Source organism: Collinsella aerofaciens, assembly GCF_015546965.1.
Lineage (GTDB): Bacteria > Actinomycetota > Coriobacteriia > Coriobacteriales > Coriobacteriaceae > Collinsella > Collinsella aerofaciens_X.
Genome location: NZ_JADMUF010000002.1, coordinates 198,677 through 214,455 on the forward strand (window position 1 = coordinate 198,677; position 15,779 = coordinate 214,455).

A 15,779-nucleotide genomic window follows, 5' to 3' on the forward strand; every position below is an offset into this window, starting at 1 on the left:
ACCACGGTCGTGCGCGTAAGCGCATGGAAGGGGAAGTATCGTGAGCGATTGCAAGAGGGTTTACCGTTTTGGAACCGACGCCCAGGGCACCTGTGTCACCGAGGGCGACAAGTCCATGAACTTCGTGCTTGGCGGCAAGGGCGCAAACCTTGCCGAGATGAGCCGCATCGGCCTGCCGGTTCCCGGTGGCTTTACTATTACCTGCCAGACCTGTGTCGAGTACTCCGGTGCCGGCAACGTCTGGCCCGAAGGCGCACTCGATGAGATTGTTGCCGCCGAGGCAGACCTCGAGGCCCGTTGCGGCAAGAAGCTCGGCGACGCCTCCGACCCGCTGCTCGTGTCGGTCCGCTCGGGCGCTCCGTTCTCCATGCCCGGTATGATGGACACAGTCCTCAACCTGGGCCTCAACGACGATTCGGTCCAGGGCCTTATCGCCCAGACGCAGAATCCGCGCTTTGCCTGGGACAGCTATCGTCGCTTTATCCAGATGTTCTCCAACGTCGTCATGGGTGTTGACGCCGACCTGTTCGAGAACGCCCTGACCCAGGCCCGCCTGGTCGCCGGAGTTCGCGTCGACTCCGAGCTTTCGGTCGAGGACCTGCAGGAGCTCGTCGAGACCTTCAAGGGCATCTTCTCTGATAACGTCGAGGCCGCCCTGTATCCCGAGCTTGAGGTTGCCGACGGCAAGCCCGTCTTCCCGCACGATCCGGAGCTTCAGTTGCGCCTTGCCATCCAGGCCGTCTTTGGCAGCTGGATGAACGAGCGCGCCTGCATCTACCGCAAACAGCACGGCATCTCTGACGAGCTCGGTACTGCCGTCAACGTCCAGGCCATGGTCTTTGGCAATAAGGGCGAGACCTCTGCGACCGGCGTCGCCTTTACGCGCAACCCGGCAGACGGCACCAAGGAGTTCTACGGTGACTTTTTGGTTAACGCCCAGGGCGAGGACGTCGTCGCCGGCATCCGCAACACCGAGCCCATCGCCGACCTCAAGGCCACCCCGGGCCTTGAGTCCGCGGGCGAGGAGCTCGAGCGCGTCTTCCTGACGCTCGAGGATCACTATCGCGATATGTGCGATATTGAGTTCACCATCGAGCAGGGCAAGCTCTGGATGCTCCAGACCCGCGTGGGCAAGCGTACCGCCACTGCCGCCCTGCGCATCGCTATCGAAATGGTCGAGGAGGGACTGATCACCCGCGAGGAGGCCGTAAGCCGCATCGATCCTGCGCAGCTTGACCAGCTCCTGCACCCGCAGTTTGACGCCTCCAAGAAGTACGAGGCGCTGGCCTGCGGTCTTAACGCCAGCCCTGGTGCCGCCGTGGGCGAGGTCGTGTTCTCGAGCGACGATGCCGTCGCGCGTTCCGCCGAGGGCCGCAAAGTCATTCTGGTTCGCTGGGAGACCAACCCCGACGACCTGAAAGGCATGGTCGCCGCCGAGGGCATTCTGACAAGCCACGGTGGCAAGACGAGCCATGCCGCCGTTATCGCCCGCGGCATGGGTACGCCCTGCGTCTGCGGCGTTGAGCGCTTCCACATCGACGCCGCCGAGAAGGTCGTGCGTATCGAGGGCAGCGATCGCGTGCTGCACGAGGGCGACATCATCTCCATCGACGGCACCCAAGGCATCGTCGTCGACGGCGCGGTCGACTTGGTCTCTGCAGAGCTCACCGGTGACCTGGACACCATCCTGTCCTGGGCCGACGAGATCCGTCTGGACGAGACCGACGGTCACGCCAACCACGTGCGCGTCAACGCAGACAACCCCGAGGATGCCGCACTCGCGCTCGAGTTTGGCGCCGAGGCCATTGGCCTGTGCCGCACCGAGCACATGTTCCTGGGTGACCGCAAGAACATTATCCAGAGCTTTATCCTGTCTGACGATGAGGCCGTGAAGCAGCAGGCCCTGGCCGACCTACTCAAGGTTCAGACCGAGGACTTCCTGGCGATGTTCAAGACCATGTCCGGTCGCGATGTGGTCGTCCGCCTGCTTGATCCGCCGCTTCATGAGTTCCTGGATAATCCTCGCGAACTCGAGGTCGCCATCACCAAGAAGGAAGCCGCTGGCGCCAGCGAGGAAGAGCTTGCCGTCCTGCGCACCCGCCTGCGTCGTATCGACGGCATGGTCGAGTCGAACCCCATGCTCGGCCTACGCGGCGTGCGCCTGTCCGTCGTCTTTAGCGATCTGCCGCTCATGCAGGTCCGCGCCGTCGCCACGGCTGCCGCCCGCCTTATCAAGGAGGGCGTCGACCCGCGCCCCGAGATTATGGTCCCGCTCGTTTCCATTACGGCCGAGCATGTCCAGACCCGCGAGGTCATCGAGCGCGTGATCGCCGAGGTTTCCGCCGAAGAGGGCGTCGAGCTCAACATTCCCGTGGGCACGATGCTCGAGCTGCCGCGCGCCTGCATGGTCGCCGACGAGATCGCCCAGCATGCCGACTTCTTCTGCTTTGGCACCAACGACCTTACGCAGACGACCTTCGGCTTCTCCCGCGACGATGCCGAGGCCAAGTTCATCTCGCTGTACATGCACAAGAAGATCTTGAAGGACAACCCCTTCGAGACCATCGACGCGGCGGTGCTCGAGCTGGTGCGCATGGCCGTCGAAAAGGGTCGCGCCATCAACCCCGACATGCACTTTGGCGTGTGTGGCGAGCACGGCGGCGACCCCAAGTCCATCAAGGGCCTGTTTAACGTGGCCGATGTGGACTATGTGTCCTGCTCGCCCTACCGCGTGCCCCTCGCACGCCTGGCTGCCGCCCAGGCCAAGCTCGAGGCGAAGCGCTCCGCCTAACGTTTTGGGTATAGACGCCTAGCGTAGCCCCCTTCATGCCGCCCGCCTCATTCGTGAGGCGGGCGGTTATCATGTGCGGGTTTTGTCTTTTTGTCTGCGTAAAAAATTGTTCTTGCAGCAGAAACCCGCGCGTGTATACTCGAATACGTTTGTTCAACTACGTGCCGGCCAAGGTGGTACGGCACCTCTAGAAGAGTAAGGAATTGCACATGGATTACATCCGCGCAATCGAGCGTCAGCAGATCCGCGAGGACATCCCGCAGGTCCGCGTTGCCGACAACGTCAAGGTTCACTACCGCATTAAGGAAGGCGACCGCGAGCGCATCCAGGTTTTCCAGGGTGACGTCATCCGCATGGCCGGCGCCGGTGCCCGTGAGACCTTCACCGTCCGCAAGATTTCCTTCGGTGTCGGTGTTGAGCGTACCTTCCCGCTTCACAGCCCCAAGATCGCCAAGCTCGAGGTCGTCCGTCATGGTCGCGTCCGTCGCGCCAAGCTGTACTACCTCCGCGACAAGGTGGGCAAGGCTGCTCGCATCCCCGAGAAGCGCTAAGAAGATCGCAGCGTCTGTCCACTCGTTTGGACAAAAGGGTCACCTTCGGGTGGCCCTTCTTTTTATCTGATTTGCATGCAAGGAGGCCCCGATATGGCCAATATGACGAGCTCGGTTTCGGCATCGCAGGTTGCCGGCGAGCTGGCGAGCGCCACGTTTGAGGAGATTCCCGCCCTCGTGGAACATTATCGTGAGGATCCGCGCCAGCAAGTGATCAAGGCTTGCGAGCGTGCTCTTAAGCGCCATGCCAAGGAACTTGCCGAGCGCGAGCGCGTCAACGGCATGTACGAGCTGATGCGCGAGCTCGGTGGGGATGGCGTGGTCGTGGGTGTTGACGAGGTGGGTCGTGGCTCGGTGGCCGGTCCTTTGACGGTGTGCGCCGTATGCCTTCCCATGGAGCCGCGCGTCTGGGGCATCAATGATTCCAAAAAGCTCACGCCGGCGCGCCGCGAGCTGCTCTCGGTGAAGATTGCCGAGGTCGCGACGGCGATTGGTTTTTGCCATATCGCACCTGCGGATATCGATGATATGGGCATGGCCCGCGCCATCCGCGCTGCCGTCGCGGGCGCCGTGGCCGATACGGGACTCGAGCCCGATTGCGTGCTTATGGACGGTAACCCCTTGGGTGCCGTTCCCAACGAGCGCGACGTGGTGAAGGGCGATGCCAAAATCGCCTGTATCGCCGCGGCGTCCATCATGGCCAAGGTCACGCGTGACGAGATGATGGTCGAGTACGACGCCGAGTATCCCGAGTATCATTTGGCCGAGTCGAAGGGCTACGCAAGCCCCGAGCACATCGAGGCGATCCGCAAACACGGACTTTGTCCGCTGCACCGCGTGAGCTTTTGCGGAAACTTTCTGCAGACTGAGCGCCTTTTTTAGGTCAATTGTGGAGACGGGGACCTCTGGCGTTTTATAAACCTGCTGGTAGCGGGCCGTGTGCAACGTGATTGTTGCGTACGGCCCGTTTTTTGTCGGCATTTGGTCAGCTTTTGGTTTGCTTCCGGTACTTACCCGCATGAAAGGTGCCCTCATCATCGGGGCAATGCAGTGTGCGGGAAAGGAGACCCCATGTGTGCCGCAAGCAAAAAGAGCAAGACGCAGCAACTCAAGGAACGCTGGGAAGACGGCGAGCTCGACTGCGGGGCGATGACGCCCGAGTTTATCAAGGGGCTCAGTCCCCGCGAGCTCGGCATGCTGGGCGAGCTGATCACCATCGATTACTTTAACGAGCGTGGATACACCTTGTTGGAGCAGGGCTATCGTTGCATTGAGGGCGAAGCCGATCTGGTGCTGCTCGATGAGCTCGACGATGTCGTGGTGATGGCCGAGGTCAAGACGAGGCGCGTCGCCCTGGATTGCGCCACGCGGGTCTTTCCCGAGGAGGCCGTGGACGCCCAAAAGCAGCGTCGGTATCGCCGTATCGCAAGTTGCTATCTCATGGAGCACTATCCGCTCAGGTCGATTCGCTTCGATGCCGTGGGCGTCACCATCCGCGGCGGGCATATCGCCGAGATCGAGCACCAGTACAATGCGTTCGATTGGCAGGTGTCGTGATGGCGTTCGAGACGTTTGCCGTACACGCGGCCTGCATCCGCGGCGTCGAGGCAATTCCCGTCACCGTCGAGGTCTCGCTTGCCGGTGGCGTTCCGGGCATCCAGATGCTCGGCATTCCGAGTATGGAGGTGATGGAGTCACGCGGGCGTATCCGGTGTGCCATGCGCTCGGCCGGCTTCGAGATCCCTCGGTCTGGCATTACCGTCAACCTGGCACCCGGCGATATCCGTAAAACCGGCAGCGGTTTTGACCTGCCGATTGCCATCGCGGTTCTGGCGGCCGACGGGCAGATTCCCCGTGACAACCTCGATCGCTGCCTTATCGCAGGTGAGCTTGGTCTGGACGGCACGGTGCTGCCCGTCAAGGGCGAGGTGGCGTTTCAGCTGTTGGCGCGCGATATGGGGCTTTCCTTTATCGCCGGTAGGTCCGATCAGCATGTGCCGCTTGCAGGCGTTGACTGCGGCTTTATCGAACACCTATCTCAGCTTGCCCATGGCATGGGGGATGCCGCACGGCATTACCTGGATTCTGAAGTGCTCGAGGCGACCTTTGAGCCCGAGCTCGATTATGCCGACGTGCTGGGGCAGGAGGTCGCCAAGCGCGGCATGGCGCTTGCGGCCGCCGGCGAGCTCGGCCTGCTCATGATCGGCTCGCCCGGTTCGGGCAAGACCATGCTTGCGCGGCGCATGACAGGCATTTTGCCCGAGCTTTCTCTCGAGGATCAGCAAGAGGCACTGTGCATCCATTCGGTCTTGGGCGAGAACATCGATGGACTGCTTGCGGGGCATCGCCCCTTCCGCAGCCCCCATCACAGTATTTCGACCGCGGGACTCATCGGCGGCGGGCGTCCGGTGCATCCGGGCGAAATTAGCCTAGCTCATGGCGGCGTGCTCTTTTTGGATGAGCTCGCCGAGTTTCCCACCGGCGTGCTGCAGACGCTGCGTCAGCCCATCGAGCGCGGTTACGTAAGGATCGTGCGCGTTGACGGGGCCTTTACGTTCCCGTCGCGCTTTCAGCTGCTAGCTGCGAGCAATCCCTGCCCCTGCGGATTTTTGGGAGATCGCGAAGTGCCGTGTCGCTGTTCCGCGTCGATGGTCGAGCGCTACCGGGGCAAGTTGCGCGGTCCTTTGGCTGATCGTATCGACATGATGATCGATGTGACCCGCCCCGATCCTCAGGTGATCATTGAGGGCGCGGAGGGTATGTCATCGGCCGAGCTGCGCGATTACGTCGTGCGTGGGCGCGCCTTTCGCGCCTGGCGTGAATCCCGTATGGACGATGCGGACACCGAGGCCGAGGAAGACGAGTCGCGGTCCATTGACGGCGTCGTTTCGACCTTTGGGCTTGATGAGGCTGCCGAGAAATGCGTGCTCGGCCTGTCGAGGCGCACACATCTCACGGGTCGCGGCATCGTGCGCCTGGTACGTATCGCACGCACGATCGCCGATGTCGCCGAAAGCGAACGGGTATCGCTGGATCACGTGCTCGAGGCGGCGATGTATCAGGGAAGGAGGGACCAATAATGGGCGAGAAGAGCTTTGAACTGCATCCCACGGATGCGTTGTATCCCGACACCGTATTGGAGCTTCCGGATGTGCCCGAGACCCTCTACGTTCGCGGCGACCCTGCCGTTTTATCGACGCCCGCGCTTTCTATCATCGGTGCTCGCAAGGCATCGCCGTACGGTCTCGCCGTGGCAGAGCTTGCGGCAAAGGTGGCGGTGGAGGCGGGGGTGACGGTGGTCTCGGGCGGTGCGGTCGGCTGTGACCAGGCGTCAGGTTGGGCTGCGGTCAACGCCGGGGGCAAACACGTCGTGGTACTGGGGACGGGTGCCGATGTTGTCTATCCGCGCTCGAGTGCCGGCCTCATCACGCGCACACTCGATACGGGCGGCGCGGTCGTTTCGATTTCGCCGTGGGGTATGGGACCGCGTAAGTTCGCCTTTCCGCGGCGCAATCGCGTAATCGCCGCCTTGTCGCAGGCGCTCTTTGTTTCCGAGGCGGGCATGCCCTCGGGTACATTCTCCACGGCGGAGGCCGCTATGGACTTAGGCCGAGAGCTCCTTGCGGTGCCGGGCTCTATCCTTTCGCCCGAGTCGCGCGGGACTAACTATCTCATCGCTAACGGAGCCTGCTGCATCATCGATGAGGAATCAATCGAGATGGCCATCTCGCGCATCTACGGCACGCTGCGCTACTCGCGTCCCGATGCACCTGGCATTGCCGATCTGGACCCAACACAGCAGACCGTGATGCACGCGCTTATCGCCTCGCCGCTCAAGGTCGACGACATTGCCGCGCTCGTCTCGCTTGATGCTGTCGGCGTGCTCAAGCTTTTGGGCTCGCTCGAGCTCGAGGGTCTTATCGAGCGCATGATGGATGGAAGGTATGCGCCCTCAAAGTTTGCGCTTCACGCCCAGACGCCCTTCGGTCACAATGGAAAGCGTGTCAATTAGAAAGGTGTTTGCAGATGCAGTTCGATCAGGTGACGGTTATCGGTGGCGGTCTGGCGGGTTCGGAATGTGCGATCCAGCTGGCAGATCGCGGGTTTGCCGTAAAGCTGTGCGAGATGCGCCCCCAGGTGAGCTCTCCGGCCCACCATACCGACCACCTGGCCGAGCTCGTCTGCTCCAACTCGTTTAAGTCGACCCGTCCGGACTCTGCGGCGGGCCTGCTGAAGGCCGAGCTCGAGCGCATGGGCTCGGTGCTGCTCGATTGCGCCCATCGTGCGGCCGTTCCCGCCGGCGGTGCCCTGGCAGTCGACCGCGTCAAGTTTTCCGAGCTTGTCGAAGCCGAGGTTGCCGCACGCCCCAACATCGAGGTCGTTCACGGTGAGGTGACCCAGATTCCCGAGGGTCATGTGGTCATTGCCGCGGGTCCGCTGTGCTCGCCGGCGCTGAGCGAAGAGGTCATGAAGCTCGTCGGTGGTGACGCCCTGGCGTTCTTTGACGCGGCAGCCCCGATTGTCGACGCCTCCACCCTCGACATGGACGTTCTGTTCTCGCAGTCGCGCTACGAGGAGCAGGGGAGCGGCGACTATCTCAATGCTCCGCTCAACAAGGAAGAGTACGAGGCCTTTATCGAGGCGCTCACCACGGCCGACCGCGTGGTGCTCAAGGATTTTGAGGGCGGCGACCTATTCCAGGCCTGTCAGCCCGCCGAGGAGGTTGCCCGCACCGGCAAGGACGCCATCCGCTTTGGCGCTATGAAGCCCGTCGGACTCACCGACCCGCGAACTGGTCGTCGGCCCTGGGCTGCGATTCAGCTGCGCGCCGAGAACAAGGAGAAGACCGCTTATAACCTGGTGGGCTTCCAGACCAATCTGACCTTTGGCGAGCAAAAGCGCGTCTTCCACATGGTCCCCGGTCTCGAGAACGCCGAGTTCTTCCGTTATGGCGTCATGCACCGCAATACCTTCGTCGATGCGCCCCACGTGCTCGACGGGACCTTTGCCGTGCCCGGCACGAACGTGCGCCTTGCCGGCCAGATCACTGGCACCGAGGGGTACATGGAGGCGGTTGCGACCGGTCTGCTCGCGGCAATCAATACCTATGCCGAGGCTATCGGGGCCGCCCCCGTCGAGCTGCCGCGCGTGGGCGCCTTAGGCGCGCTCGTGGGCTATGCGACCGATCCGGCAACCGTGGGCTACCAGCCCATGCATGTCAATTTTGGCCTAGTGCCGCCGCTCGAAGACGGCAAGCGCCGCAGTAAGCGCGACCGCTACCAGGCATATGCGGATCGCGCCCTCGAGGCCCTCGATGCCTACTTGGCCACGCGTTCCGACTTGTTTGGAGGCGACCGGTCATAGCCTTTGACCTGTACGATACCGTCGACTCGTTTATCGCCTACATCGCACGTGTCGAGGGGCTCTCTCCCAATACGGTGACTGCCTATGGATCGCGGTTGGAGCGCTTTGCTGCCTGGTGCGAGCGTACGGGTGTCGATGCGCGTATGGCCGACGTGCGTACCGTCCGCGCATATTTGGCCGAGTTTTCGCGCGAGCAGGTGGCGCCTCGCACCATTGCCGCGCATTTGTCGGCTATTCGGTCGCTCTATCGTTGGATGGCTGCCGAGGGGATTGTCGAGGGCGATGCGGTCTCGGCGATCGCGTCGCCCAAGCTGCCGCGCGACCTGCCCGGTGTGCTGACGAGCCAACAGGTCGAGGCGCTGCTCAAGACGCCTGATACTTCGACGCCCGTGGGACTGCGCGATACGGCGATGCTCGAGCTGCTCTATGCCTCGGGTGCCCGCATCTCGGAGCTTGCCGCGCTTAACGTGGAATCCATCGCTTGGTCGGAGCGCGTGGTTCGCCTTTGGGGCAAGGGGAGCAAGGAGCGCATCGTTCCTCTGTATCGTCGCGCACTCGAGGCGACGCGCACCTATGTCGAGGAGGGGAGACCGGTGCTGCTCGCCCAGGCAAAGCACCGCGACGCCGCAGCCGGTCTGCATCCGCTGTTTATTTCTGCGCGCGGTAATCGCATGAGTGCCGCTATGCTCAGGCGACGGTTCCATATGCTGGCGACGTGCGCCGGCATTCCGGCCGACATCGCGCCTCATGCGATGCGTCATACGTTTGCGACCGATCTGCTCGAGGGCGGCGCGGATCTGCGTTCGGTTCAAGAGCTGCTGGGGCATGCGAGCCTGTCCACGACGCAGATCTACACGCATCTTACGCCCGATCGGCTTAAGCGTGCCGTTGCTCAAGCTCATCCCCGTGGCGAATAGCCTTTCGCGCCCGAGGACGTCGACGCACATTCAGGTGTGTGGTTTTGATTGCGGGTTGGCAGAAAGAGGCAATCCTGCTATCATTCATCGGGTTGCTTCACGGCAACAGGTTTTTATCACGCACGCGCGGCTACTTCATACCGTGGTGCCCGGGCTTTGGTAGCACATGTCCGGGTTGGTTTTGGAGGATGACCCCGCGCGGAGGCAAACCACAGGAGGTTTAACATGGCTACCAAGATTAATATCCGCACCCTGCTCGAGGCCGGCTGCCACTTCGGTCACCAGACCCGTCGCTGGAACCCCAAGATGAAGCCGTTCATCTTCGGTGAGCGCAACGGAATCTACATCCTCGACCTCAAGCAGACCATCCTTGACGCCGACCAGGCCTACACCTTCGTCAAGAACGTCGCCAAGGGTGGCAACGTGCTGTTCGTCGGTACCAAGAAGCAGGCTCAGGAGGCCGTCAAGAACGCCGCTGAGCGCGCCAACATGCCTTACATCAACCAGCGTTGGCTCGGCGGCATGCTGACCAACTTCGTCACCATCCGCTCCCGCATCAACCGCATGGAGGAGCTCGAGGCCATGGTCGAGGACGGCCGCATGGCAGTGCTCCCCAAGAAGGAGCAGGCTGTGCTCGGTAAGGAGCTTACCAAGCTCCAGACCAACCTCGGTGGCGCCCGCGACATGAAGGGTCTGCCCCAGGCTCTCTTCGTTATCGACACGAAGCGCGAGGAGAACGCCATCAAGGAGGCTCAGCGCCTGAACATCCCCGTCGTCGCTCTGATCGACACCAACTCCGATCCCGACGAGGTCGAGTACGGCATCCCCTGCAACGATGACGCTATCTCCGCTGTCACCCTTATGTGCGAGCTCATGGCTGACGCCTGCCTCGCTGGCTCCGGCAAGGAGCAGGTCTCCGAGGCCGAGATGGCCGCTGAGCCCAAGGCCGAGTAAATCAGTCTTAGTTAATTCTTTTTCATCTCTTTGAAAGGAACCACAATGGCCCAGATTACCGCCGCTATGGTCAAGCAGCTCCGCGAGATGACCGACTCCCCGATGATGGAGTGCAAGAAGGCTCTCGTCGAGGCTGACGGCGACATGGACGCCGCTGTCGACGTTCTGCGCAAGAACGGCCTCGCCAAGGCTGCCAAGAAGGCTGGCCGTGAGACCAACGAGGGCGCTGTCGCCGCGTTCGTCTCCGAGGACGGCAAGACCGGCGCTCTGCTCGAGCTCTCCTGCGAGACCGACTTCGTCGGCTCCAATGCTAAGTTCACCGGCTTTGCTTCCAAGGTCGCTGAGGTTGTCGCTACCACCGAGCCTGCTGACGTCGACGCTCTGCTCGAGAAGCCGATGGGCGAGGAGACCGTTTCCTCCGAGCTCACCGAGATGATTCACATCATGGGCGAGAACATGAAGATCTCCCGTTTCGCCGCCCGCAAGGCCGAGAACGGCGCTCTCGCTTCTTACATCCACATGGGTGGTAAGATCGGCGTTCTCGTCGAGTTCGCTTTCGAGAAGGCCGAGACCGCTCAGGCTGAGTCCTTCAAGACCTTTGCTCACGACGTTGCGCTTCAGGTTGCCGCCGTCGCCCCGATCTGCGCTACCCGCGATCAGGTTCCGGCTGAGACCGTCGAGCACGAGAAGCAGATCTACATGGCTCAGGCTGCCGAGTCCGGCAAGCCCGAGGCTATCCAGGAGAAGATGGCTGTTGGCCGTCTGGAGAAGTTCTACAAGCAGTCCGTGCTCACCGAGCAGGAGTTCATCAAGGACAGCTCCCTCACCATCAAGAAGTACGCTGAGCAGGTCTCCAAGGAGCTCGGCGACACCATTACCGTCGTTGCCTTTGACCGTCTGGTCCGTGGCGAGTAAATAAGCTCTTGTAGCTGGTAATGAGCAGGCTGTGGGTTTTACTCACAGCCTGCTTTTTCATGGCTCTCCGTTAAGCCTTTGATATTATGTTATGAGTCTAATTAAAGGAGGATCGCTTTGTCCGACATCCGATATAAACGCGTGCTTCTGAAGCTCTCCGGTGAAGCGCTGATGGGCGATGGCAACTACGGCATCGACCCCAAGGTTACCGATCATCTTGCCAAGCAGGTCAAGGAGCTGCTCGCCGTTGGTCATGAGGTTGGCGTCGTTGTCGGCGGCGGCAATATTTTCCGCGGCATGGCCGGCGCCGCCGGTGGTATGGACCGCGCCCAGGCCGATTACATGGGCATGCTCGCTACCGTTATGAACGCGCTTGCCCTGCAGGATGCCTTCGAGCACAACGATGTTCCCTGCCGCGTGATGAGCGCTATCCAGATGAACGAGATCTGCGAGCCCTATATTCGCCGTCGCGCCATCAACCACCTGTCTAAGGGCAACGTCGTTATCTTTGCCGCCGGATCGGGTAATCCGTACTTTACGACTGACACCGCCGCGGCCCTTCGCGCCTGTGAGATCGGTGCCGAGATTCTCATTAAAGCCACCAAGGTTGATGGCATCTACGACAAGGATCCCGTCAAGTGCGCCGACGCCGTCCGCTTTGACAAGATCACCTATCATGAGGTGCTCGTTCGCGGCCTGCAGGTTATGGATTCCACGGCTACGTCTCTTTGCCAGGACAACCGTATGCCCATTTTGGTCCTCAACATCGATGGCGAGGACACCGTCAAGCGCGCGCTCGCGGGTGAGCCCGTCGGCACGCTCGTCTATCAGGAGGATTAAGCATGGCAGAGAACATCACCGCCCACATGGACAAGTCACTCGAGTCCCTCAAGCATAACTTCTCCAAGGTCCGCACTGGCCGCGCCAACGCTAACATTCTGTCCGACATCACCGTCGACTACTACGGTGTTCCCACGCCCGTCACGCAGGTTGCCGCCGTTAAGACACCCGAGGCCCACATGCTGCTTATCGAGCCGTGGGATAAGGCGCTCATCAATGCCATCGTCAAGGCTATCAGTGCCTCCGACCTGGGCATTACCCCCAACTCCGATGGTACCGTCGTGCGTCTGCCGTTCCCGGCTCCCACCGAGGAGCGTCGTCGCGAGCTCGTTAAGGAGTGCCGCGAGTACGCCGAGCAGGCCAAGGTCTCCATCCGCAACATCCGCCGCGACTTTAACAACAAGCTTGAGCGCGACGAGGAGCTCACCGAGGACGATGTTCGTCGCGAGCAGGCCAAGGTTCAGAAGCATACCGACGAGTATGTTGCCAAGGTCGAGGAGCTTCTGAAGGAAAAAGAAGCCGAGGTCATGGAGATCTAAGGTGCAATACGACGAGCATAAACTGGTCGAGTACTTTGCCGACGCCCCTGCGGGCGTCGGTTTTTCCGACCTTGACCTCAATAACATTCCGCACCATATTTCGTGCATCATGGACGGCAACGGCCGTTGGGCCACGTCGCGCGGTCTTGCCCGCACCGAAGGCCACAAGGCCGGCATCGTCTCGCTGCGCGAGATCATTACCGCCTGCGTGCGCCTGGGTGTCGACGTGCTTTCGGCCTATGCGTTTTCGACCGAAAACTGGAATCGCCCGCAGCACGAAGTCAACGTTCTGATGCACCTGTTTGCCAAGACGTTTATCGATGAGCTGCCGCTGCTTAAGCGCGAGAATGTTCGCGTTGTCTTTTTGGGCGATATTTCCGCGCTGCCCAAGAAGACCCGCGACGTCTTTGAGCGCGGCCTTGCCGAGTGCGCCGACCATACCGGTATGACGCTGGCGCTGGCCGTTAACTACGGTGCCCGTGCTGAGATCACCCGCGCTGTCCGCCAGATCGCGCTTGATGCGACTGCCGGCAAGATCGATCCTGCCGCTATCGACGATGATATGGTGTCTTCGCACCTGTACACCGCTGGGCTGCCCGATCCGGAGCTTGTGATTCGCACCTCCGGCGAGCTTCGTCTTTCGAACTATCTGCTGTGGCAGGTTGCCTATTCCGAGTTCTATGTCACCGATACCTATTGGCCCGACTTTGACCGCTGGGGCCTTGTCGACGCCATTTTGGCTTTCCAGGGTCGCGACCGCAGGTTTGGTGGACTGAGTAAGACCGAGGAGGCTTAATCGTGTCCGAACGTCCCAAGGCTTCCGCTCCCAAGGCGCCTACTTCCGCGACGCCCGCGCGTAAGGCTGCCCCTGCAGGGGCGCCTGCAGCGAAGGGCAGCTCCGGTTCATGGCTGGCGGGCTTTATCACCCGTGCCGCCGCCGGTATCGTCTATGCCGTTGTCTTTATCCTGTGCCTGGTTTTGGGTATTGTGCCCACGGCCATCTTCGTGTCCGTCATGAGCGGTCTGTGCTGCTACGAGTTCTTCCGCATGACGAGGCTCGACGGCAAGGTTGCCAACGAGCGCCTTGGTATCGCTGCCGCCGTGCTCTTTCCGCTCTCGGCACTGGGCGATTCGCTGCTGTTGAACGCCCTGCTGTTCGCTTTGATGCTCGCGGTTGGTATCTGGTACGTCTGGTCTCCGCGCACCCGCATCTCTGACGTTGCCGTGACGCTCATGGGCCCTATCTACACTGGCTTTATGCTGTCGGCTATCGTGCTGCTGCGCGATGCCGTGCCCGGTTTTGCCGGCGCCCTGCTTTCGGTGGGCGTTTGTGCGTCCCTTTGGGTCTCCGACTCGTTTGCCTACATCGTGGGCAGCCGCATCGGTAAGCATAAGATGGTTCCTAAGATCTCTCCCAAAAAGAGCTGGGAAGGCTTTGTCGGCGGCATTTTGGGCTCGGTTCTCATCTGGCTCATTTTATGGGCGACGCATTTCTATAAGCTGAGCTTGCCCTATGCGCTGCTGTGCGGCGTGGTCGTCTCCATCCTGGGCGTTATCGGCGACCTCATCGAGTCGCGTATCAAGCGCGGTGTGGGCGTCAAAGATTCCGGCAATCTCATACCGGGCCACGGCGGCATGCTCGACCGCAGCGATTCGCTCATCTTTGGCTGCATTACCGCGCAGCTGCTGCTGATGATCGGAGGCGTGCTGTAATGGCTTATCAGACCACCTACGGTCCCGATGGGCGTCTTCGTGTTGCCATTCTGGGCTGTACGGGTTCTATCGGCACTCAGGCGCTCGACGTGTGCCGTCAGCATGCCGATCGTCTGCAGGTTACGGCGCTGTCCGTCAACTCCGGCACCCCCGAGCTCGTTGCCGCTGCCCGTGAGTTCTCGGTCCCGGCGGTTGCCGTGGCGGACGCCTCCCATGGCGCCGACGCGGTACTGCAGGAACTGCCCGAGGGCACGGAGCTCGGCGTTGGCGCGCAGGCCGTGTGCGAGCTCGCATGCCGCGATGATGTCGACTGCGTGCTCGTTGCCATCGTGGGCGCTGCCGGTCTCGAGGCGAGCCATGCTGCTCTGACCTCGAACAAGCGCCTTGCCCTGGCCAACAAGGAGTCGCTCGTCGTCGGTGGCGATCTGCTTATGCCGTTGACGCAGCCGGGCCAGCTTATCCCGGTCGACTCCGAGCATTCTGCCATCTACCAGTGCTATCTTGGCGAGAATCCGCGCGAGGCTCACTGCATTTGGCTTACCTGCTCGGGCGGCCCGTTCTTTGGCCGCACGCGTGACGAGCTCGATCGCGTGACGCGCGCCGATGCCCTGGCGCATCCTACGTGGGCTATGGGTGCAAAGATCACGATTGACTCCGCCACCCTCATGAACAAAGGTCTGGAGCGTATCGAGGCCATGCATCTGTTTGGATGCGATCTCGATTTCATTAACGTGGTCGTGCAGCGCCAGTCCAAGATTCACTCCATGGTCGAGTTTGCCGACGGCTCCGTGATGGCGCATCTCGGTGCCTCCGACATGCGCATTCCCATCCAGTTTGCTTTCTCGTATCCCGAGCGTTGGGATACTCCGGCTCCGCGTATCGATTTCCGCGAGTTGGGACAGCTTACCTTTGACGCGGCCGATATGGATACCTTCCGCTGCCTTGCGCTGGCCGAACGTGCCGGCAAGACGGGCGGCACCATGCCGTGCGTGCTCAATGCCGCCAACGAGGTCGCCGTCGATGCCTTCCTGCATGATGGCTGCAGCTTTACCGATATCGACCGCATTGTGGAATCCTGCATGGATGCTCACGATGCGCAGACGGTCGATTCGTTTGAACAGCTTCGCGACATCGATGCGTGGGCGCGTGAAAAGGCCGCGCAGGTGCTCGCCGCAACCCGTTCTTAACCCATAAG

15 protein-coding genes are annotated in these 15,779 nt (G+C 61.5%); all 15 read left to right on the forward strand.

Annotated features, from left to right (window positions below):
* Window positions 1-40: 40 nt before the first annotated feature.
* Window positions 41-2,791 carry a pyruvate, phosphate dikinase gene (gene ppdK, locus I1M21_RS02580; RefSeq protein ID WP_271762419.1) on the forward strand — a complete coding sequence of 917 codons (2,751 nt, stop codon included), beginning with the start codon at window positions 41-43 and terminating at the stop codon, window positions 2,789-2,791.
* Between the two features lie 209 nt (window positions 2,792-3,000).
* Window positions 3,001-3,342 (forward strand): 50S ribosomal protein L19, encoded by a 342-nt coding sequence (gene rplS, locus I1M21_RS02585; protein ID WP_117583231.1) that lies wholly within the window; start codon window positions 3,001-3,003, stop codon window positions 3,340-3,342.
* Window positions 3,343-3,435: 93 nt separating this feature from the next.
* On the forward strand, window positions 3,436-4,224 hold the full coding sequence (gene rnhB, locus I1M21_RS02590) for a ribonuclease HII (RefSeq protein WP_195192300.1): 789 nt from the start codon (window positions 3,436-3,438) through the stop codon (window positions 4,222-4,224).
* A gap of 189 nt (window positions 4,225-4,413) precedes the next feature.
* Window positions 4,414-4,899: a YraN family protein gene (locus tag I1M21_RS02595; RefSeq protein WP_195192301.1), complete on the forward strand. Its 486-nt coding sequence runs from the start codon at window positions 4,414-4,416 to the stop codon at window positions 4,897-4,899.
* The gene (locus I1M21_RS02600) at window positions 4,899-6,422 is read left to right on the forward strand and encodes a YifB family Mg chelatase-like AAA ATPase (protein WP_195192302.1); all 1,524 of its coding nucleotides are present in this window, start codon (window positions 4,899-4,901) and stop codon (window positions 6,420-6,422) included. Before I1M21_RS02595 ends, I1M21_RS02600 begins: the two co-directional genes overlap by 1 nt.
* Window positions 6,422-7,354, forward strand: coding sequence for a DNA-processing protein DprA (locus tag I1M21_RS02605; RefSeq protein WP_195192303.1), 933 nt, complete (start codon window positions 6,422-6,424; stop codon window positions 7,352-7,354). The genes I1M21_RS02600 and I1M21_RS02605 overlap by 1 nt, the downstream gene beginning before the upstream one ends.
* Before the next feature lie 14 nt (window positions 7,355-7,368).
* On the forward strand, window positions 7,369-8,706 hold the full coding sequence (gene trmFO / locus I1M21_RS02610) for a methylenetetrahydrofolate--tRNA-(uracil(54)-C(5))-methyltransferase (FADH(2)-oxidizing) TrmFO (RefSeq protein WP_195192304.1): 1,338 nt from the start codon (window positions 7,369-7,371) through the stop codon (window positions 8,704-8,706).
* An 8-nt stretch (window positions 8,707-8,714) separates the two neighbouring features.
* The gene (locus I1M21_RS02615; RefSeq protein WP_229025549.1) at window positions 8,715-9,623 is read left to right on the forward strand and encodes a tyrosine recombinase; all 909 of its coding nucleotides are present in this window, start codon (window positions 8,715-8,717) and stop codon (window positions 9,621-9,623) included.
* 225 nt (window positions 9,624-9,848) lie between these two features.
* Window positions 9,849-10,577: a 30S ribosomal protein S2 gene (gene rpsB / locus I1M21_RS02620; RefSeq protein ID WP_006236109.1), complete on the forward strand. Its 729-nt coding sequence runs from the start codon at window positions 9,849-9,851 to the stop codon at window positions 10,575-10,577.
* Window positions 10,578-10,622: 45 nt separating this feature from the next.
* A complete protein-coding gene (tsf, locus tag I1M21_RS02625) occupies window positions 10,623-11,492 on the forward strand; it encodes a translation elongation factor Ts (RefSeq protein WP_022094736.1) in 870 nt (289 codons plus the stop codon).
* 117 nt (window positions 11,493-11,609) lie between these two features.
* A complete protein-coding gene (pyrH, locus tag I1M21_RS02630; RefSeq protein WP_195192305.1) occupies window positions 11,610-12,332 on the forward strand; it encodes a UMP kinase in 723 nt (240 codons plus the stop codon).
* Between the two features lie 2 nt (window positions 12,333-12,334).
* Complete coding sequence (gene frr, locus I1M21_RS02635) at window positions 12,335-12,871, forward strand: ribosome recycling factor (protein WP_022094734.1); 537 nt, start codon at window positions 12,335-12,337, stop codon at window positions 12,869-12,871.
* Window position 12,872: 1 nt separating this feature from the next.
* Entirely contained in the window at window positions 12,873-13,667 is a 795-nt protein-coding gene (uppS, locus tag I1M21_RS02640; protein ID WP_195192306.1) for an undecaprenyl pyrophosphate synthase, read from the forward strand.
* 2 nt (window positions 13,668-13,669) lie between these two features.
* Complete coding sequence (locus tag I1M21_RS02645; RefSeq protein WP_271762430.1) at window positions 13,670-14,584, forward strand: phosphatidate cytidylyltransferase; 915 nt, start codon at window positions 13,670-13,672, stop codon at window positions 14,582-14,584.
* Window positions 14,584-15,771 (forward strand): 1-deoxy-D-xylulose-5-phosphate reductoisomerase, encoded by a 1,188-nt coding sequence (gene dxr, locus I1M21_RS02650; RefSeq protein ID WP_195192307.1) that lies wholly within the window; start codon window positions 14,584-14,586, stop codon window positions 15,769-15,771. Before I1M21_RS02645 ends, dxr begins: the two co-directional genes overlap by 1 nt.
* Window positions 15,772-15,779: the final 8 nt, after the last annotated feature.

What these genes read in the sequence shown, in the direction of transcription:
- I1M21_RS02605 (WP_195192303.1), top strand. Translation starts at nt 6,422, where the DNA reads ATGGGCGAGAAGAGCTTTGAACTGCATCCCACGGATGCGTTGTATCCC.
- dxr (WP_195192307.1), top strand. Translation starts at nt 14,584, where the DNA reads ATGGCTTATCAGACCACCTACGGTCCCGATGGGCGTCTTCGTGTTGCC.
- rpsB (WP_006236109.1), top strand. Translation starts at nt 9,849, where the DNA reads ATGGCTACCAAGATTAATATCCGCACCCTGCTCGAGGCCGGCTGCCAC.
- frr (WP_022094734.1), top strand. Translation starts at nt 12,335, where the DNA reads ATGGCAGAGAACATCACCGCCCACATGGACAAGTCACTCGAGTCCCTC.
- rplS (WP_117583231.1), top strand. Translation starts at nt 3,001, where the DNA reads ATGGATTACATCCGCGCAATCGAGCGTCAGCAGATCCGCGAGGACATC.
- tsf (WP_022094736.1), top strand. Translation starts at nt 10,623, where the DNA reads ATGGCCCAGATTACCGCCGCTATGGTCAAGCAGCTCCGCGAGATGACC.
- trmFO (WP_195192304.1), top strand. Translation starts at nt 7,369, where the DNA reads ATGCAGTTCGATCAGGTGACGGTTATCGGTGGCGGTCTGGCGGGTTCG.
- I1M21_RS02595 (WP_195192301.1), top strand. Translation starts at nt 4,414, where the DNA reads ATGTGTGCCGCAAGCAAAAAGAGCAAGACGCAGCAACTCAAGGAACGC.
- I1M21_RS02600 (WP_195192302.1), top strand. Translation starts at nt 4,899, where the DNA reads ATGGCGTTCGAGACGTTTGCCGTACACGCGGCCTGCATCCGCGGCGTC.
- rnhB (WP_195192300.1), top strand. Translation starts at nt 3,436, where the DNA reads ATGGCCAATATGACGAGCTCGGTTTCGGCATCGCAGGTTGCCGGCGAG.